At 62.8% G+C, this 16,175-nt stretch carries 24 protein-coding genes; 1 reads left to right on the forward strand and 23 read right to left on the reverse strand.

Annotated features, from left to right (window positions below; all coding sequences use genetic code 11):
* Nucleotides 1-8: 8 nt before the first annotated feature.
* The 6 genes from RCH22_RS04305 to RCH22_RS04330 all read right to left on the reverse strand — a co-directional run bounded on the left by RCH22_RS04305 (nt 9) and on the right by RCH22_RS04330 (nt 8,064).
* Nucleotides 9-3,578 (reverse strand): phage portal protein, encoded by a 3,570-nt coding sequence (locus RCH22_RS04305; protein ID WP_327012936.1) that lies wholly within the window; start codon nt 3,576-3,578, stop codon nt 9-11.
* 3 nt (nt 3,579-3,581) lie between these two features.
* On the reverse strand, nt 3,582-5,132 hold the full coding sequence (gene terL, locus RCH22_RS04310; RefSeq protein WP_327012937.1) for a phage terminase large subunit: 1,551 nt from the start codon (nt 5,130-5,132) through the stop codon (nt 3,582-3,584).
* A 689-nt stretch (nt 5,133-5,821) separates the two neighbouring features.
* The gene (locus tag RCH22_RS04315; RefSeq protein ID WP_327012938.1) at nt 5,822-6,280 is read right to left on the reverse strand and encodes a hypothetical protein; all 459 of its coding nucleotides are present in this window, start codon (nt 6,278-6,280) and stop codon (nt 5,822-5,824) included.
* A gap of 207 nt (nt 6,281-6,487) precedes the next feature.
* Nucleotides 6,488-6,925 carry a hypothetical protein gene (locus tag RCH22_RS04320; RefSeq protein WP_327012939.1) on the reverse strand — a complete coding sequence of 146 codons (438 nt, stop codon included), beginning with the start codon at nt 6,923-6,925 and terminating at the stop codon, nt 6,488-6,490.
* A 139-nt stretch (nt 6,926-7,064) separates the two neighbouring features.
* Nucleotides 7,065-7,406 carry a hypothetical protein gene (locus RCH22_RS04325; RefSeq protein ID WP_327012940.1) on the reverse strand — a complete coding sequence of 114 codons (342 nt, stop codon included), beginning with the start codon at nt 7,404-7,406 and terminating at the stop codon, nt 7,065-7,067.
* Between the two features lie 487 nt (nt 7,407-7,893).
* Complete coding sequence (locus tag RCH22_RS04330; protein ID WP_327012941.1) at nt 7,894-8,064, reverse strand: hypothetical protein; 171 nt, start codon at nt 8,062-8,064, stop codon at nt 7,894-7,896.
* A gap of 113 nt (nt 8,065-8,177) precedes the next feature.
* Between RCH22_RS04330 and RCH22_RS04335 the strand changes: the two genes are divergently transcribed.
* On the forward strand, nt 8,178-8,381 hold the full coding sequence (locus RCH22_RS04335; RefSeq protein WP_327012942.1) for a hypothetical protein: 204 nt from the start codon (nt 8,178-8,180) through the stop codon (nt 8,379-8,381).
* Here the strand turns inward: RCH22_RS04335 and RCH22_RS04340 are convergent.
* From RCH22_RS04340 to RCH22_RS04420, 17 genes are all read right to left on the reverse strand, one after another.
* The gene (locus RCH22_RS04340) at nt 8,369-8,734 is read right to left on the reverse strand and encodes a hypothetical protein (protein WP_327012943.1); all 366 of its coding nucleotides are present in this window, start codon (nt 8,732-8,734) and stop codon (nt 8,369-8,371) included. The two genes, RCH22_RS04335 and RCH22_RS04340, sit on opposite strands and share 13 nt — an antisense overlap.
* A complete protein-coding gene (locus RCH22_RS04345) occupies nt 8,731-8,871 on the reverse strand; it encodes a hypothetical protein (protein WP_327012944.1) in 141 nt (46 codons plus the stop codon). Before RCH22_RS04345 ends, RCH22_RS04340 begins: the two co-directional genes overlap by 4 nt.
* A complete protein-coding gene (locus tag RCH22_RS04350; RefSeq protein ID WP_327012945.1) occupies nt 8,871-9,359 on the reverse strand; it encodes a hypothetical protein in 489 nt (162 codons plus the stop codon). The genes RCH22_RS04345 and RCH22_RS04350 overlap by 1 nt, the downstream gene beginning before the upstream one ends.
* Complete coding sequence (locus RCH22_RS04355) at nt 9,352-9,906, reverse strand: phospholipase D-like domain-containing protein (RefSeq protein WP_327012946.1); 555 nt, start codon at nt 9,904-9,906, stop codon at nt 9,352-9,354. The genes RCH22_RS04350 and RCH22_RS04355 overlap by 8 nt, the downstream gene beginning before the upstream one ends.
* A 177-nt stretch (nt 9,907-10,083) precedes the next feature.
* Complete coding sequence (locus RCH22_RS04360) at nt 10,084-10,314, reverse strand: hypothetical protein (RefSeq protein ID WP_327012947.1); 231 nt, start codon at nt 10,312-10,314, stop codon at nt 10,084-10,086.
* 946 nt (nt 10,315-11,260) lie between these two features.
* Nucleotides 11,261-11,491: a hypothetical protein gene (locus RCH22_RS04365; RefSeq protein ID WP_327012948.1), complete on the reverse strand. Its 231-nt coding sequence runs from the start codon at nt 11,489-11,491 to the stop codon at nt 11,261-11,263.
* The gene (locus RCH22_RS04370) at nt 11,488-12,114 is read right to left on the reverse strand and encodes an HNH endonuclease (protein WP_327012949.1); all 627 of its coding nucleotides are present in this window, start codon (nt 12,112-12,114) and stop codon (nt 11,488-11,490) included. The genes RCH22_RS04365 and RCH22_RS04370 overlap by 4 nt, the downstream gene beginning before the upstream one ends.
* 101 nt (nt 12,115-12,215) lie before the next feature.
* A complete protein-coding gene (locus tag RCH22_RS04375) occupies nt 12,216-12,950 on the reverse strand; it encodes a hypothetical protein (RefSeq protein WP_327012950.1) in 735 nt (244 codons plus the stop codon).
* Between the two features lie 69 nt (nt 12,951-13,019).
* A complete protein-coding gene (locus tag RCH22_RS04380; RefSeq protein WP_327012951.1) occupies nt 13,020-13,238 on the reverse strand; it encodes a DUF3039 domain-containing protein in 219 nt (72 codons plus the stop codon).
* Entirely contained in the window at nt 13,235-13,444 is a 210-nt protein-coding gene (locus RCH22_RS04385) for a hypothetical protein (RefSeq protein ID WP_327012952.1), read from the reverse strand. The genes RCH22_RS04380 and RCH22_RS04385 overlap by 4 nt, the downstream gene beginning before the upstream one ends.
* Nucleotides 13,445-13,622: 178 nt before the next feature.
* Entirely contained in the window at nt 13,623-13,859 is a 237-nt protein-coding gene (locus tag RCH22_RS04390; protein ID WP_327012953.1) for a hypothetical protein, read from the reverse strand.
* Entirely contained in the window at nt 13,856-14,407 is a 552-nt protein-coding gene (locus RCH22_RS04395) for a hypothetical protein (RefSeq protein ID WP_327012991.1), read from the reverse strand. The genes RCH22_RS04390 and RCH22_RS04395 overlap by 4 nt, the downstream gene beginning before the upstream one ends.
* Nucleotides 14,404-14,958 (reverse strand): hypothetical protein, encoded by a 555-nt coding sequence (locus RCH22_RS04400; protein ID WP_327012956.1) that lies wholly within the window; start codon nt 14,956-14,958, stop codon nt 14,404-14,406. Before RCH22_RS04400 ends, RCH22_RS04395 begins: the two co-directional genes overlap by 4 nt.
* Nucleotides 14,955-15,089, reverse strand: coding sequence for a hypothetical protein (locus RCH22_RS04405; RefSeq protein ID WP_327012957.1), 135 nt, complete (start codon nt 15,087-15,089; stop codon nt 14,955-14,957). The genes RCH22_RS04400 and RCH22_RS04405 overlap by 4 nt, the downstream gene beginning before the upstream one ends.
* Nucleotides 15,086-15,289 (reverse strand): hypothetical protein, encoded by a 204-nt coding sequence (locus tag RCH22_RS04410; protein WP_327012958.1) that lies wholly within the window; start codon nt 15,287-15,289, stop codon nt 15,086-15,088. Before RCH22_RS04410 ends, RCH22_RS04405 begins: the two co-directional genes overlap by 4 nt.
* Nucleotides 15,286-15,687, reverse strand: coding sequence for a hypothetical protein (locus tag RCH22_RS04415; RefSeq protein ID WP_327012959.1), 402 nt, complete (start codon nt 15,685-15,687; stop codon nt 15,286-15,288). The genes RCH22_RS04410 and RCH22_RS04415 overlap by 4 nt, the downstream gene beginning before the upstream one ends.
* Nucleotides 15,684-16,094, reverse strand: coding sequence for a hypothetical protein (locus tag RCH22_RS04420; RefSeq protein ID WP_327012960.1), 411 nt, complete (start codon nt 16,092-16,094; stop codon nt 15,684-15,686). Before RCH22_RS04420 ends, RCH22_RS04415 begins: the two co-directional genes overlap by 4 nt.
* Nucleotides 16,095-16,175 lie beyond the last annotated feature (81 nt).

Raw genomic sequence — 16,175 nt, forward strand, 5'->3', positions numbered from 1 at the left:
GTCAGTCCTTACTCGGTTGCGTCGATGGTGCGAATGTTGGACCCGTTGATTGACTCGACCACCGGGGAGGCCGCACACCGACAGTTGTGAACCACAATTCCATTTGCCAAATACCACCCGTGCGTGGTGTTGCAGTTGTACACTTGGGTATGAGCAAAATATCTCTTGACACTCAATACCTTGTTCGCGAATACCTCGGGGGAACTAGCGAGAAGGCTCTCGCAGTATCCTTCGGCGTCGACCGCCGCGTGATCCGTCGGCATCTCATCGAGGCCAACATCCAGCCCCGAGATAGGAGTTCCGCCATGCTTGTTCGCATGTCCCGTTTGGGCGTCGAGGGCAGGCTGTCCCTCACGACCGCTGCTCATGAGGCCGTCCGGGGCAGCACTCAAAGCGATAGCATCAAGGCCGAGAGAGCTAGACGCAACGCGATCTACTTGCCCAACGTGAGCGTTTATGAGGACGCCCTCGTCGCCGGACTTGTCACGCGCGAGGTTGCCTTCACGAGGCAGCTCGCCTGCGGACCGTACAACGTAGACGTGGCCCTCGGAACCGTCGCCGTGGAAGTCCTCGGCGGCGCTTGGCATCGGTCCAAATCTCACGGGGAGCGCATCCGCTACCTCCTTGATAGTGGCTTCGATGTTCTCTACATCTGGTCCGCCTTCAAGTACAGGGTCGACAGCGCCACGGCTGAGCACGTAATCGCCTTCACGGAGGTCGCCGGCCGGGACCCATCCATCAACCGTCGCTACCGGGTGATTCGGGGTAATGGTCAGTTTCTGGCCGAGTTCCGTCACAATGTCGATGAAATCCCCGACATAGTGCCGTTCAGTGACCGACCCGAGACCGAGCCAGCTACCGTGCCCTACGGAATCTGCCACTGCGGATGCGGTCGCACGACCGCCATCGCCAAATCCGACCGACGAGGCCACCTCAAGGGCGAACCGATGACTTATATCAGCGGGCACAACCAGGCCCGTCGCGGCAGGTAAGCAGCGCGGGTGCACAGGCGGGGAATTGTCCGTGTCCGTGACCGGGTGCGGGTTGGCGGCCGCCACGTCGACACACTCGGAGCACGCGTCGTCGGAGAGGATCAGATCCCAGGAACCGACCCCGCTGGCGGAGTAGGAGTCGAGGGAGCCGAGGGTTTGCGCGCGGGCGATCTCCGTGTGAGCGATCAGTTGAGCCCGGGAATCCGAGCCGATCAGGTCGCTGATGGTGCCCGCGATCTTCTCTGACGACCAGCCAGAGTCAAGCCCTGAGCTGATCCGGTTCCCGACCTGATCGAGCACCGTGTCTTCGATGCCCTTGACTGTGATCCCAGCACTATCCAGCAGCGCCCTCAGGCCGCCGTCAGCGACCAGTGAGGCAGCCTGCGCATCACCGGGCACCCAGGCGTCCCAATTGACGTCAGCAACGGCCTGACCGGTCATCCCGGCCACACTCACCGCATGCGCGCCCAACTGCTGCGCCGCACCATGAGCACCCGTCAGATACCCGTCCGCGAGAAGCTGCCGAAGCACCGACTCGATCTGCGAACTGTCCGCGTTCGCGCCCAACATCTGCCGGGCCCGTGCGAACATCGCATCGCTGGCCGCATCCTTGACCAGTGCGCCCGAAAGCGAACCGATCACACCGGCCACGTCCATCGACGCCAGCAGCGCCCGCATTGCGGTTGCCACAAGCGGCGTGTAGTGGTCGGTCAGGCGCAGATCGAATGCATGCTGGGGCACTTTGTCCGAAGAATCGCGCCACGACTTCTCAATCGCGGCGGGCACTAAAAAAGGGACGCTCTCACGTCCCTTCTTGTTCAGCATCTCCGCAATGTCCGGCGGGGCGACCTCGAACTGGAAATCTCGCCACTTGCCCGCCTTCACCCGTGTCTTCGTGAACGAGCGGAATTTCACCAGCTCAGCCTGCAAAGCGTCCGTGGCATCCTTCATCTTCACCGGCCCCTCCAAAGAGGAACCCGTCAGCCCGGTTGCAGCGGTGACCCCGGCCGTCTCGGCCTTCGTGATCGCACCGCCCACCGTGGGCATGCCATTCACGACATCGGACCCGGGGATGATGTGCTCAAGGTCCGGGAACGCGGGTTCGTCCGGGTTCGTCGGGGCCCGTTTGAAATCGGTCCCGCCTGGCAGCTTGTCCGGCAGGATCCCGCCGGCGCCCGCGAACGCGTCCAACCCCAACGGTTGCGCGTCGCTCGGCGCGCCCGTCTGTCCGTCGATCGTGCCAGAAATGGCCAGGATCGACGTCAACGGGACGAACCCGGTGCGAGCGGTGATGATGCCGCGAGGGATCGGGCGCTCGTTATCCACCGGCAAGCCCAGGAGCTCCTGACGCATCTCGTCCATGGACGCCGCGCCAGTCTTGACGTACACCTCCCACGCCTGCGCCTCCATGAGACGGTCCTCTTTGTCCCGGCCGGTGTCCAGAGACACGCGCACGGGCAGGCCGAGGTCGTGCTGCAGGTAACGGTTCAGGATCTGCTCCACGAACCGCACCCACGGCAGGGTGTTCACGCGGAACTGGATGTCGACCTGCGTCTCACCGTTGGCCCGGTTCACGTCTTTCAGAAGACCGAGATCCTGCGGGACCACGCCATACGCCGCGGCGACACGCGTCACGAGGTAGTCAGGGAACAGCGGGTCGAAACCCTTGGGCCGGGTCTCCGAAATCTTGAAACCGGCCGGCACTGCGACGAGCTGGTGCAGCTTGGCCTGATCGCCCTGCACCACAGCGTCGTAGTAGTCCTGCCATTCCGCCACCTGATCCGGCGACGAAATATCCGGGGGCAGCTCCATGAACCCGGCCGGGACAGACCCGTCCGTGAACATCTGCAACAGGTGCCACTGGAAACGCATGTCCGTGTTCGCGGTCAGCATGATCGACTCGAGCGGCGCCAAACCGAACGGGGAATCCCCCTGCGGGCGGAACCGGGCGTAAATGAGATCCTCGGCCGTGTACGACGACCACGACTGGCCCTTGATCACCTGGTAGTAGGCAGGGGCGGGGGCATGAGGGCGGCGGCCGTGCGCGTCGATGCTCGGGAACACCGTCGAACCGTCGAGAATTTCCAGGCCGATGATCTGCCCGGCCATGTTCCGGCGGCGGTAAAGCACCCCGGCGTCGTAGCGCAGCTGGTTTTCCATCCAGATCGACAGCCACTCGTCGTACGGGTGCTCCCGGTCCGGGAAAGCCAGCACCGCGCGCGCCGCCTCGATGGCATCCTTCACATCCGAGGTCACGCCGGTGGCCGCCTGAAACAGGAGGCCCATCGACCGGATCTCATCGATTTTATGGTTAATGCACATACGAGAAACGTCGTAGGAGTTGACCATCTCGCGCAGAGTATCGTACGAGGTGCGGCCCCACGCCTGCCGGGACCGAACCGCAAGGTTCACCCCAACCGGGAAGTCCATCGCCCGCGGCACCTGCGAGTACCCCGTCGACGGGACAGCCGGGCGACCCGGGCCCATCATCGTGGAACCCGTCATGCCCTGATCGGTCATGGCCTGATCGATCGCAGCCGGGACGCCGAAACCAAAGGACTTTGCAAGCCGTTCGAAGATACCCATGCGTTACCTCCGGGCTTTCAGATCATTAGCGATTTCGCGCCAGTTGCGCGCGATAGAGGGAACTTCGATGGCACGGTCAGCGGCCTGTTGCTTCCACGCCGACAGGAACACCACACCCGCCCCGGTGCCCTGAATGAACATCCGGTATAAGGCCTGAGACGCGCCGTCCACCTGGTCGTCGTGCGCGCCGTTCGGGAAGGAAGCGCACTCGTCCACGAACTCGTCACCCCACTGGCCCGCCCACACGTGCACGTTGCCCGCCTCGATGAACGGGGCCACAGCGTTCGCGCGGGAATACTTGGACTCTTTCGGGGTGATCGGGACGATCCCGCCAATTTTTGATTTCAACGTGTCGATGACAGCGGAACCGTTCGCCTTGTCCTCGACGAGCTTGGCGGTCGCCTGCGGCCACTTCAGCACCAGCCGTTCGAACGCGGCAATGGTCTGCGTGAATGACATCCGGCGGTGTACCTGATCGACGAGGAAGACGTCGGCGCCCTTCCGTGCCCACACCTGCCCGACCACAAAGTCGGAGCCCTTCGTGTCCTTGAACGTCATGTCCCAAGACATGAGCATTTCGTCGCACTCCATACGGCAGACACCGTTCACGTTCGCCCACATCGGCTCCGTGAAACGCTGCCACCACTGTCGCTGCCACACGTTGCCGGTATCCGGTGACGGGCGGCCCTGATACAGGGAGTTGAACACTCGAGAGCCCGCACGCACCTGAATGGCCTGCCACTGCTCCACCGTGCGACCCCGGGCAGACGTCAACCACTCGCCCGGCTTCCGGCCCAACAGATCCGTCTCGCCCAGCTCAGGCTTGTGATCAGCGAGCGCGGGAATGTTCACCACAGTCCACAGGTGACCGTCATCAGCAGCCAACAGACGGCCGGCCAGGTCATCCTCATGCCAACGCGTCAGAATGACAATCACCGGGGCACCAGGGGCCAGACGTGTCGAACCGACCGACTGCCACCAATCCCACGCCTGATTCCGGTAATACTCCGAATCAGCCTGCGCAGCATCAGCCACCGGGTCATCAATGACCAGCAGATCCAGCGGGCGACCCGTCAAACCGGAACCGATACCCACACAGACGACGCCGCCGCGGTGACCATTCAACTGCCAACGCTTGGCCGCACCATTGTCCGGGGCAATCCGCAAACCCAGATCCAGCTCACCCTCGTCACCGTTATTGTTCGCGATCCAGTTGCGAATCTCACGCCCGAAACCCTCAGCCAAGGTCTGCGAATACGAAGCGATGCCCACCCGAAGATCCGGGTTCTGCAACAGCGCCCACAGCACGCCCGTCTTCGTGACCCTCTGGCTTTTGCCCTCCTGAGGGGGCAGGGACACGATCAGGCGGCCATCAGGAGTATTCAGCACCTTCACCAGCGCCTCATCGATGACCGACAGCGCCTCCGTCTGCACCGTCTTCACATCGATCGCCCGAGCCAAATCACCCGGCGTCTCCCACCGAACAACCGGAGGGGCAAACCGGGCCAACGCCGCATCAAACGCAGCCAGATCAAGCGAGGAAAAACCCGACATCAGGAAGCCCTCCTGACTGCCCAACGGGCAAGAAAATATTTATGGGGGAGCAGGACCAACCAGACCGGAAACCCCGCCAGATCGACCCACAACCCCGGGGGACGCCACACCAGCCCAACCAGACCGGGAGAAAACGGTTTGGAGTCGAAAAAACCGGGGAAATGGGTGTGGGGGGTATTGCGGATTGGCCGTCACCTCTTTGGGGGGTGCGCTGAAAACTGACGGAAGTTTGAACCGGCCGGCGTAGTCGTGTCTGTGTGCGGCCTTGTGCGTCTGTGTGGGGCGTTGGATGTTCGGCGGGTGCGTCCGTCGCGGCGGTGCGTCACTGTGGCTCGTGTGTGGCCGTGGTGGCGTGCCGGGGTGATTGTGTGGCTGCCGGGTGCGGTCGTGGGTGCTCTGCCGCGTGCTCGCTGGGGTGGCGAGGTCGTGGCGGGCGGCCGTGTCGAGGTGTGGCCGGCCCGGGGTTGCCTGTTGTCTGTCCTGTTCGGCGTGTCGTCGACTGGGCGGGGCGTGAGGCGGGCGAATCAGGTGGGGGAAAGTGCTTGGGAATGGGTGGGTTTAGCCGGGCTGAAATCCGGGGTTATCCACAGGAAAAAGGCCGAAACTGACATAATACTGTTTATCGGTCACTTTTTCACCGAAGTTATCCACAGGGTAAATGCTCACCTGAAAATGTTCATGCCCCCATTTTATCGGGCATTCAACTCCCCGGCAGCAGCCAGGACCAGAGTCTCCCGCATCAGCCCCGGCATCAGCGACTTCTGCGCCGCACTCAACCCCAGCTGGGCCGAGTCGAGGACCGTCGTCAACACCATGGCCATAAGCTCGCCTTGACGTTCAGCGAGACGCACCTGACGTTCACCAAGACCCGCCTGCACCGCCTTACTCGCGAAGGTGGCCAGACGGTCACGCTCCAAAGACTCCAACTGTGCAAGACCGCGAATGTACTCGCCGACCTTGCCGAACTCGCCCATCGCATCACCGACCAGCGCATCACGCAGCGTGGGGGACTCAGCGACCAGCTTCTCCAACTCGGCACTGTACGCATCCACGCGCATCCGCGACTGAGTGACCAGGCGCAGCAGGACCTCGCCCGGATCGTCCACAGCCTCACCCAAAGCCCACTTCGACAGCTGCGCGCGCACCATCGCACTCGACCGAACCTGAGGGGCAGCACCGCCATGAAAGCGACACACCATCCCCCCAGCAATCGCCGAGTGCCCACACGGGCCGCCGCCATCTTTCTTCTGTGCCGTGCACATCTGCTTGACGACGTAAGCCCGAGGCATCGAATCTCCCTACTGGGTATACATTCACCAAAGGGTGAGGCTCAGGCGTCCGGGTCGTGTGTGCGTTCATTCGGGGATGTACACCCACCGGTTGGTTTGTGGGTTGATGCCTGCGAGCTTGTAGCGTGCTGCACTGGCGGGTATGACTGTCACGGGGCCGTCGCTCATGAAGAGCTGCGGGACTACGACCACGGGGAGCATGATGTGTGCCATCCCGTTGTGTGATTTGACGAGCATGCCGTCGTGGGCGCCGCCTTCGATTTCGATGGGCTTGGCGTCTTCGGGGTGCCATGTGGCGGTGATGGTGCGCTCGAGGGTCGCGGTGTCTTCGCGTGCAGAGTATTGGACCGCTTCGGGGTCGAAGTCGCAGAGGCCGTGAGTGTCGGCGTATGTGACCATTTCGCGCTGGAGCTGATCGTGTGCCCAGCTTTCGGCTTCGGCCTGCAACATGATTGTTGGGTCTGAGATGTGCATCTTGGCGTGGAACGGGGCGACGTAGCTCATTGGTCTCCTTCGCCCTTATCGGGTGCTCGGGTGCGCTTCGGCCAGGTGTTGGTCTATCTCTGTGGTGTCCCACACGCTTCGGACGTCGACCTGTGTTCCGCAGTGGTGGCAGGTGGCTGTGATCGTCTGTGCTCGTTGGTCACTCATGGGCGCCGTGTATCGCGTCCGTGTGTGCTGCGAGTAGCTGGTCATACGTCAACGTGCTGCCACCGATGATCGCTAGGACGCAGCGGGTGCAGGTGGAGAGTGTCTCGGGGGCGTTGGTGTGTGCGTTGGTGCGCGAAGTGTTGTCCGTGAGCCATGGTGGCTTGACGGGCGTCGCGTGCGGAGGCTTGCGGGATGTGCGCTCCCACGCTGCGCTGTACAGGCGGGGCTGGTACTCGGTGAAGCTCAGGAGGAGCGAGCCCTCCCTGTTGTCCCAGTACCCTGCCCGGGCGTCTTCGATACCGGCGCGGATCGCGCGTGCGTGACTGGTCTTCACTGGGTGGCCTTCCCTCTCGGGCTGAAGTATGCGGCGTTGAGGTCGCGGGGTGGGCAGCTTGCCTGCGCAGATCCGGATCCGGGCGAGGGTGGCGGGTTCTGCGGGCCAGCGTTACTCGTGCGGGGCTGCGAACCTTTGGAGATTGGTGTTCCGACGGGGCGAGGCCGCTTTGCCGCTGCGCTGTCCGAAGCTGGCGCGACTGCGGTGGGTGCAGATGTCGGCTCGGGTACGAACGCGAGGAGGTCCCTTGCCCGGTTCCATTCGCGGCGGTTGAACAGCTTGGGGAGGTCTTCCCACGCCCATGTGCCGGGGCATTGCATGCGGCCGTTGGTCTTGGCGACGATTTGGATGCGGCCGTGTTCGCATTCGCGGAGGTCGTCGAGCCTGAATAGCTTCGGGCCGCTGAGGTGGTCACGGCTGGGCGGGTTGGCCAGTGCCCGGCAGTGTGTGGCGTGCTGACGGGGCCGGTCGTCGTTCAGGTTCGGGGTCACTGGGCGCCGCCGTGGCCCTTGAAGATGTTGACCGTGGAGGGGGCTGCGGTCTTCTCGGTCTTGAACGGGGCGACAGCGACGGCGACCGCGAGGCCGACAGTGAGCGTGATGATAATGACACCGGTGCAGATAGCGCCGATCCAGCTGACGATTTCCCAGGGGTTCATGGTGTGCGCTCCGTTGTTGTTTTGGCCAGGATGTCGGGCATGCCGTATGAGGGCGGATACATGACTGGGTTTACCCAATTCCAGTACACTGTGTACTCGGGTACACTGTGTGGATGACTCGTGATGATGCCGTAGACGACCTCAAGGCGCTCGCCTCATACGATTTCGAGGCCGACCGCGCCCAACGCATCGAAGCAGCTCGATCGTCTGGCGTTACGTGGCGCGAGATCGCAGCCATCCTCGGCATGACCGATAACGGCGTTCACAAGGCCTACAAGAAGTGGTTAGCCACCAAAGAGCAGCCTCAGCCGATGTGAGCGGCGAACGCTGCAGCGGGCAAACCTGCGACGTCGACCGCGGGTAGTTCCACCCGTGAAGGGTTCGTTTCGAGCCCGCACACCGTGCACACGTCGACGGTGACCCGGATGGGAGCCTGCACAGTGCCCTCTAAGCGCGTAACAGGCTCCGTGGTGTGCTGGCAGAGGAGGATACCCCCGCACGAGCCACAGTGGACGGGCTGCGGAGTATCAGCGTGCACCTGCACGTGATGTCCGAGGTTCGCACAGCCGGGCTTCCCGCACACGACGGCGGCGACGGCCGGTGAACCCGAAGATTCGCCCTTGCCGCCGAAGGTGAAGCCGTGCTCAGCCTCAATGTCTGCGAGTGTCACTGGTCAGTCCTTAGCTTGATGTGCTGCATGACGAGGGCGAGCGCCTGCTCCTCGAGAAAACCCGCCTGCATGTAGGCGACGAACATCCGGAACGTTTCAGCGGCGTGTGAGCGCATCGCGGCGGAAGGTTCAACCATCACAGCCAGCCCTTCGCCTTGAAAACGGCCACGTAGGATCCGGGGAACACGCACCCGAAGTAACGGCGGTCCTCGAAGACCTGAATGCCGGCGCCATACACGTAGGCGGCATCAGCCAGGGCGGCGCACTGCAGTGTCTTTGTGGCCGATAGCCGGCGGAGTAGCCAGCGCGGGGTGCGCTCGTGCATGATCTGCTCAAGGCCGATCGCCACGTCGTCAATCCACGAGTACGGGCTGCCCTCGATGCCTTCACACCATGCGACGATCCCGGAACGCTCCGAGTCCGTGAGTGCGAACGACGACCAGTCGATGTGCCCAAAATGTGTCATCGGGCGGATGCGGGCCCCGGACTTCTCGGCGCCAATGCACAGCACCTCGTCCACGGCGACCACGACATGGTTCACGGGGGAGCGGGTGACGGCACGGATCAGCCAGCCAAGCGGGCCGCGCGTGCGGACGAGGCCGATCTGGCCGGCGAGCTCAGACACGGACGGCCAGCCTTTTAGCCATATCTTTGAGCGCCTTGTTGTGCGAGATGTCGAGCACGGGGCGGGCCTCAGCGCAGATGACCGCGTTTCGGTGAACAGTCATTTCGTTGTCTTGAAGGGTCTCGCCCGAGGCGGACCAGTTGGTGGATCCGCCGATGCGCCACACGCCGTCGATGATCACCATTTTCCGGTGAACGATAGCCCCGTGCTCAGACGTGCCGATGGCGACGGAGTTCGAGTCCATCTCGTGCTTGAACTTGGTCAGCAGAGCCTTCTCGTGCACCCCGCCGGCCTGGGACTTGTCGAGGGTGATCTGCACGAAGATGGCGGGGTTGTCGATGATGTGCGCGATGATCTCGGCGAGTTCGTCATCGTCCCAGCCGAACATCGAAATGATAAGGCTGTGCTGCGCGGACGCGATGACGGCCTTGAGTGCCCCATGGACGTCATCGATGGGCGAGTAGAACGTGCGCGTGTCCGCAGGGTACGTGGGGTCGACGGGGGAGGCTTTGAACTGGTCGAGGTCAGCGATGGTCAGCAGTGCCATGGTGGGCCTCTCGATCGGTGTCACTTTTCGTCTACCGTGTGCTCGGCGTCGAACTGGGTTGCGTAGGCTTCTTCGGTGTCGTCTTCGCGGCCGGTCATGGCTTGACCTTGTGCGTGCACAGGGTGGCGAGTGTGATCGTGGGCCAGACGCGGTTGCAGTACTGGCACTGGAACGGGTTCATGCGCGCTCCCTGGCTTCTCTGCCGTCGAGTGAGCAATGAAGCACGTGCCAGCAGTCGCCGTCTCCGTCGTTGTGCACGGACGACGCAGGACCGCACCAGCAGTCGATCGCTTCGTGCTGCATCTTGTCCCGGTTCGGGTACCGATGCGCCTCGGGGTAAGACTCGAAATCCCAGATCCAGTATTTGCGCGTGACGAACGCCGTGAACAGCCATTTGAGCCGCCGCATGTTCGCCCTCTCGAAGAACTTCCGTCATCCCGCGCAGGTCAACCAGTCGTGAACAGGAACACGACCTCAGGGCTGCCTTCACCGCTATGGACGGTGTTGACGCGGGATGACGGAAAGGTGAACGCCCCGTGGAGTAGACGAGGCGTGCAAGGGGTGCCTTTAGCCGGCGCAGTCGTCACACAGCCAGACACCGGGCCAGCACCACGGCGCTGGAAGGCTGCCACAGTGAATGCACGGATGCGGGGGTGTCACCGGGGGCAGCTTGCGGGCCTTGGCCTGTCGAGCGTAGGACTTGGTAAGGTCGCGCTTCGGCTTGCCCATGTCGCGCCTTTCGGTAGGTGCTTTCCGCGCCCGCCCCGTTTTCCAGTCGCCTTCACGGCATAGGCCAGGACTCGCTCACCCGCTCACGAAACACAGTGTCTGCGGGGGAGGTCGTAGCCTCTCAGGGGATTTCATGGTGGGCGGGCGCGGAAAATATTGGGTGGATACAGCGAGGGGCCAATGCTCGCCTTGCGCGAATCGCCGTCGAGCAGCAGTCAGTCACGGTGGATTCGGGGAACACTCTGGGGATCGCTTCGTCTCGTGCTACCGCGACTAGACACCTGCTTGGGCTATGTGTATCCGCGGATGTCGGAGGATTCGAACCCCTCACGGCTACAAACCGTGCCCTGGTATTCGACACCAGTGCCCACCATTGGGACTTCGCCACCCTTGAGCCCCGATATCTACCGTCGTGGCTAGCGCGTGTTCAGTTGTGCACGATGCCTGTTCGGTGCTCTCGTGCGCTCGTTGGCTTGCCTGCCGGTGAGCTACCGGCGTCTGCACTTCGGCAAGTTTTGGGCACAAAAAAAGGGCGACTACCGAAGTAGCCGCCCTCTCTTTTGAAAGTCAGATGGACACTCACCGTGGGAACGGGAATGCCTTACATGCATAGCATACTGCCTGACTATGAAGTCGTGCATCCATTTTCTCGGCGTGTTGTGCCGCCCTTGACGCTCGGGTTCGCGGCGGCATTCAACCGGAGCCGAGCCATGAGCACGCGGTGATCGATGACGATGATTCCGGCGACCTCGCGGCACTCCATGCCGTCGCGAATCCACTGGCTGATCGTGCGAGTTGTCCGGCCGGCTCGTTCGGCTGCCTTCCGGATCGTGTAGTTCGGCTGGTTGACGATCACCGTGCCGCCATCTTCTTAGCGAAATCGGCGCGCGCCCAGGCGTTGTGGCAGATCCTGCACAGCAGGTAACCACCTGATCTGACCGTCCCGTCGTAAGCGTGCCCCTTTGGGCAGTGGGTCTTCGCCATTGGATCACGGCGGACCTTCGGGACATAGGCATCACGGCCCTGCTGGTTGTGGCAAGTCCGGCAGATGCGCGATCCGCCGTCCATCTTCGTGTTTTCCGGACTGTACTCGTGCCCCTGCGGGCAATGGGTCTTGTTGGAACGAGCATTAGTCCCATGTTCCCGTTGGTCGAGCAAGTTTTCAGATTGCGTGCCATACCGCAGATTGCTCAGGGCGTTATTTCGAACGTTGCCGTCGAGGTGGCGCCGCACCATGCCCTTCGGCAGCGGGCCGACAAATGCCAGTAGGACGAGAGAGTGCACCTTGCGTGTGTGGCTCGTGCCATTATGCAACCCAACATGCCCATAGCCGCCCGTTGAGGTGAACTGCTGGCGCATGATGATCGGTGCCGAGCGCATGAACGATCGCACGCGGCCGAGGTCGGAAACCTCGTATCCTGGGAAGTCTGGAATGGGCAGCCAATTCTCGGCGGCGGGAGCGTTTCGGGTACCATTCACGGTAGCCCTCCAATCGGTTAGACGATATGTGGGGTGAGGCCCCGCCAAGTGCGTCAAACACTCGTCGGGGCCGTCTCCATTCTATCGGTTATCGGCCTCGATCAGGCTATTTCTGCGAGATAGGCCGCATATTTCTTGGCGTCCGGTGTGACGACATGAGCACACCGACCGCACATGATCGAGACCTCAGGGTCGAATAGGTCGGGGGGCTTGCAAAAGATCTCACGTTCCCCGCACACCTCGCACTCGCGCTTGTCTGCTGGGCGCACGGGCCGCGCTTCGACGCCATACATGGCTGAGAGGCTGAACACGCCTCGTGCGTCCTCGTGGCCCGCGGTTAGGTCATCGTGGTAGGCGACCGCGGACGGTGACTGTGCGATCTCTTCGGCCCTGTCGAGCAGCCAATCACACAGCCAGGATGCGAGCATATGCGCGGCTTCCACGGATACGGGCTTGGACCCTTGGACCTCGCGGGTGTTCGCCCATGACGGGACGGCTGGCGGGGCGACGTGCAGTTCTTCGGCGAACTCGGTGCACCATGAGAGCAGCTTGGCGAACAGTGCGTCACTCGCGTCGAGCGGCCCGATGTTCAGCGGCGCGGGCGAATTCCCGCCGCCCCCTGACACCCGTTCGGAGTAGTCGGCGGTCCCCATGGTGAACAGCTGCGCGCGCATGTTCGCCATGAGGTCCGGGACCAGTTTCAGTGCTCCCCGGATCCGGTAGAAGCACGAGTCGCAGAGGATGCCGTGACGTGCGCCCTTCGGCCTGGGGGGTTCGTCGTCGATGGGGTCCCAGGTGCAACCTCTGGCACAGGGGAAGAGTTCTGCGTCACTCATTGCGCGCCTCCTGGGCTGCGAGCCATTCCGGCACGTCGTTGGTGAGCACGTAGTCGGCCTGTCTGCCGCTCATGGTTTCATCCTTCCGATGATGTCTTTGCACGTCCCGCAGACCGGGTACTTGGTGAAGTCCTTCGTGGGGATGTCCCACTTGCCGCAGAGGGCTTCGATGGGCTGGCCGTCGATCCATGCCTTGTCGAGGTCGGTCTTCTCGAAGTAGTGCGAGAAGGTGTCGTGGTCGCCGGTGTCCGTGGTGACTGGCTTGGTCCTTTCGAGGAGGTTGCTCATTCTTCGCTTCTTCCTCGCACGGGTATCACCCAGTGCATCCGGTGGGGCTTGTACACGGGGGTGCCGAGCTGGTCGGCGGTGAATCCGCGGGCTTCGAGTTCAGCGGCGAGGCCATCCATGCCCAGTTCGGCGAGGTCGGTTTCCTTGATACGGATCTCGTGGCCGCCGTTGACCTTCGCTGTGAGGTGCACGCGGGCGTCAGTCATCGCCACACCGATCTGCTGATCGCGAGCGAGAGAGCCTTGAACGCGTCACGGACGCTATCCAGCGACACGGGCGCGTTCTTGGTTGCCCGCACGAGAGCCTTCATGTACTTTCGGTACGCCACCTGTTCGTTGTGGTCGCTCGGTGCCCATGCTCCCGGGCGAAATGACTGCTTACGGCTCATCGGGTCAACTTCCAGACCGGAACCGGGAACTCGATCCAGTGCGTGACGCCGAGGAACTTCTGGCCGCTGCCAACGTCGCTGTTCGCTTCCCACAGGGGGTCGCCGCCCTCGATCGGCCAACCGGACACCATGCACCCGTCGAAGATGAAAGCGACTCGCCCCGTCATCTCGTCCATCCGGGGCATGCCATCCGTGGCGATCTCGTGGACCTTGATCTTGATCTTCTTGCTCATCGTGCCTGCTCGCTCTCTGCGCCCTCAGGACGCGCCGGAATTGTGGGTGCGCAGTGCTCGGTTTGGACGATGGTCCATTCGTTTCGGCCGATCGCTTGGACGCGGATCCGCTTACCCTTCGCCGCGAGTAGTTCGTCCGCGCTGAACGTGCTGTCTGGGTATTTCGTGATCCATGCCGCCAGCAGTTCGCCCATCGACATCGCCTTCAGGGCGTCGAGCTGCTCGCTGGATGAACGCAGCCCTAGTCGCTTGGGGAACTGAATCACCGTGTCACTCATCGCTCTCTCCTTCGCTCTCTGCGGCCGTTTCAGGTTCCGCGCTTGTCGTGTGCCCGGTGTGGGCGTTACGGGCTGTGCTGGGGGCTGGTGGGCTGCGGTGGGGGTTTGCGCGTCCGGCTCCCAGTGCCGCTTCTCGAAGTGGTCATAGGCGACCACCGCTTGCCACTGCCGCGATCCCATGAGCGGCACCACGTAGCCGCAGTGACGGCATGTGTACGGTTTGCGCTTCACGATGCCGAGCTTGATCAGCACGCGGCGGACCGCGCTCACGAGGGCTGCTCCGTACTGGGGGTGACGGGCGGCGTGAAGAGGATCAGGAATGGCCCGATCAGGTACTCCTCGAGGTCCTCGCTCGTGCGCGGGTAGATGTAGCCATCCAGCAACCAGCCGTCCGGTGTCTTGCGTCCGACGCCATTGAGCCCCTTGACGATGCTCCACAGCGGCAGCGCGTCCAGTTCCTCGAACGTCGTGACCTCTCGCGGCTCAGGCTCACGGTAGGGCAGGGCCGCGAGGATTGCATCGACAATCCCACCGGTCACCTCGTCATCCTCCCAAGCGGGCGAGAAGTCATCCTGCGTCATCGTCCCGTACTGCCATGCCTCCCAGACGCGCCCACATGTGTAGGTGATATCTCGCAGGCACTCGGCGACAACCTCTCGCAGCGCTTCCCGTTCCGGCTCTCCTGCGGGAGGGGTGGGAATGGATTCGAGGTCTCCGCCTTCGATCAGCCCATCCTCGATTAGACCGGCGATGTCGTTGCCCGACCATCCGGCGAGTTCCACCACCGCGTTCTGCAATCTGGCCATCTTGTCATTGCTCATCGCTCGCCATCCTCGTATCGCCGTTCGTCCTGCTGGGCACCAAGCCATTCCTGACGGGCCTCCTCATCGGTCATGTCTCCGCGCTCCACTGCCCTGTCGATCTGGTCGTAAATGCGGTCCAGGTTGCTCATGATTCGTTTCCCTCCGTGTCGGTTATCAGGTGTGCACCGCATGGCGGCTCGTCCTCAGCGTTCAGCCACCGGGCAATCCACCAGTTCCAGTGCTGGTTGCAGAGGGCGATGTTTTCGGTCTTGGACACGCCCAGTGAAGACATGGGCAGTACCGGCTGTCCGCACGCGAAACACTTCACACGCTTGTCGTTCTCGCTCATGATTCGTCGTCCTTCGTGTCGTCGCTCGCTGCTCTCGCGTTCCATCCGGCAAGGAAGATGCTGTCGACCAGCAGGCTCTTGCCCTTGTTTCGGTGCATCCATTCCTCGTATGCCCGCTTCTGCTCAGGCGATTTGGGGGTGTCGCGGATGTCGCGCTTGTTCAGAGTGAATGCTTCGGCGCGGTGCTCCCGGAGCGCCATCTCGGCAGCGATCGCGCGGTCGATGGCCTTGAGCTCGTCCGACTCGGCGCGGATGTAGAACTCAGCGATCTCAGCCTTCGTCCACGTCATCAGGACTCGCCGTGATTCTGCGAGGCTCTGATTGCCCACCTTCGGGTGCAGGCCGAGGTCGATGCGCTCCTGCATGATGGCCTTGCGGATTTCGTCTCGGTTCGTCATTCGTCTCTCCCTGTGTCGTCTGTTCGTGGGTGTTTGCGGTAGAAGTCGCTCTGAGATTTCAGGGCGGCATGATTCTGGGATGACAGGAGGTCGGCGGCGTGCTTGGCGAACAGATCGGCGTGTGTTCCGCGTATCGCCGAGTCACCCGCCAGTCGTGCGCAATCCGAGCAGACCTCGTGATTGACGCGGGGGCCGGTCATTCCGCCGCCGACCGAGAACCCGACGAGGTGCCGCCCGTTCTCGTCTCGCGCATGGCGATCGAATCCGCAGATGCACGGCCCTGTGCCGCCGCTCTCAGCGGGCCCGGCCAGATGAACCTTGAGCCTCGGGCTGCTGCTGAACAGCGTGTAGGCCCCGCCTGGCTGTGAGCACTCAATCGTGATCAAGCTCTCATCTTCCTTGCCCATGGTGCTTTCCTTCCGTAGATGTTGGTGGTCATGTTCGAGTGCGTCGGCAAGGTGCTTGGTAGCAACCGCCGACCGTTCGAA

Origin of the sequence: Cryobacterium sp. GrIS_2_6 (assembly GCF_035984545.1) — a bacterium.
Taxonomy (GTDB): domain Bacteria; phylum Actinomycetota; class Actinomycetes; order Actinomycetales; family Microbacteriaceae; genus Cryobacterium.

Excerpts from the sequence above, each read along its gene's own strand:
- RCH22_RS04345 (WP_327012944.1), bottom strand. The coding sequence starts at position 8,871 with ATGGTTGAACCTTCCGCCGCGATGCGCTCACACGCCGCTGAAACGTTC.
- RCH22_RS04320 (WP_327012939.1), bottom strand. The coding sequence starts at position 6,925 with ATGAGCTACGTCGCCCCGTTCCACGCCAAGATGCACATCTCAGACCCA.
- RCH22_RS04335 (WP_327012942.1), top strand. The coding sequence starts at position 8,178 with ATGACTCGTGATGATGCCGTAGACGACCTCAAGGCGCTCGCCTCATAC.
- RCH22_RS04415 (WP_327012959.1), bottom strand. The coding sequence starts at position 15,687 with ATGACGAACCGAGACGAAATCCGCAAGGCCATCATGCAGGAGCGCATC.
- RCH22_RS04315 (WP_327012938.1), bottom strand. The coding sequence starts at position 6,280 with ATGGTGCGCGCGCAGCTGTCGAAGTGGGCTTTGGGTGAGGCTGTGGAC.
- RCH22_RS04375 (WP_327012950.1), bottom strand. The coding sequence starts at position 12,950 with ATGAGTGACGCAGAACTCTTCCCCTGTGCCAGAGGTTGCACCTGGGAC.
- RCH22_RS04405 (WP_327012957.1), bottom strand. The coding sequence starts at position 15,089 with ATGAGCAACCTGGACCGCATTTACGACCAGATCGACAGGGCAGTGGAG.
- RCH22_RS04305 (WP_327012936.1), bottom strand. The coding sequence starts at position 3,578 with ATGGGTATCTTCGAACGGCTTGCAAAGTCCTTTGGTTTCGGCGTCCCG.
- RCH22_RS04355 (WP_327012946.1), bottom strand. The coding sequence starts at position 9,906 with ATGGCACTGCTGACCATCGCTGACCTCGACCAGTTCAAAGCCTCCCCC.
- RCH22_RS04330 (WP_327012941.1), bottom strand. The coding sequence starts at position 8,064 with ATGAACCCCTGGGAAATCGTCAGCTGGATCGGCGCTATCTGCACCGGT.
- RCH22_RS04380 (WP_327012951.1), bottom strand. The coding sequence starts at position 13,238 with ATGAGCAACCTCCTCGAAAGGACCAAGCCAGTCACCACGGACACCGGC.
- RCH22_RS04410 (WP_327012958.1), bottom strand. The coding sequence starts at position 15,289 with ATGAGCGAGAACGACAAGCGTGTGAAGTGTTTCGCGTGCGGACAGCCG.
- RCH22_RS04360 (WP_327012947.1), bottom strand. The coding sequence starts at position 10,314 with ATGCGGCGGCTCAAATGGCTGTTCACGGCGTTCGTCACGCGCAAATAC.
- RCH22_RS04390 (WP_327012953.1), bottom strand. The coding sequence starts at position 13,859 with ATGAGCAAGAAGATCAAGATCAAGGTCCACGAGATCGCCACGGATGGC.
- RCH22_RS04400 (WP_327012956.1), bottom strand. The coding sequence starts at position 14,958 with ATGAGCAATGACAAGATGGCCAGATTGCAGAACGCGGTGGTGGAACTC.
- RCH22_RS04420 (WP_327012960.1), bottom strand. The coding sequence starts at position 16,094 with ATGGGCAAGGAAGATGAGAGCTTGATCACGATTGAGTGCTCACAGCCA.
- RCH22_RS04385 (WP_327012952.1), bottom strand. The coding sequence starts at position 13,444 with ATGACTGACGCCCGCGTGCACCTCACAGCGAAGGTCAACGGCGGCCAC.
- terL (WP_327012937.1), bottom strand. The coding sequence starts at position 5,132 with ATGTCGGGTTTTTCCTCGCTTGATCTGGCTGCGTTTGATGCGGCGTTG.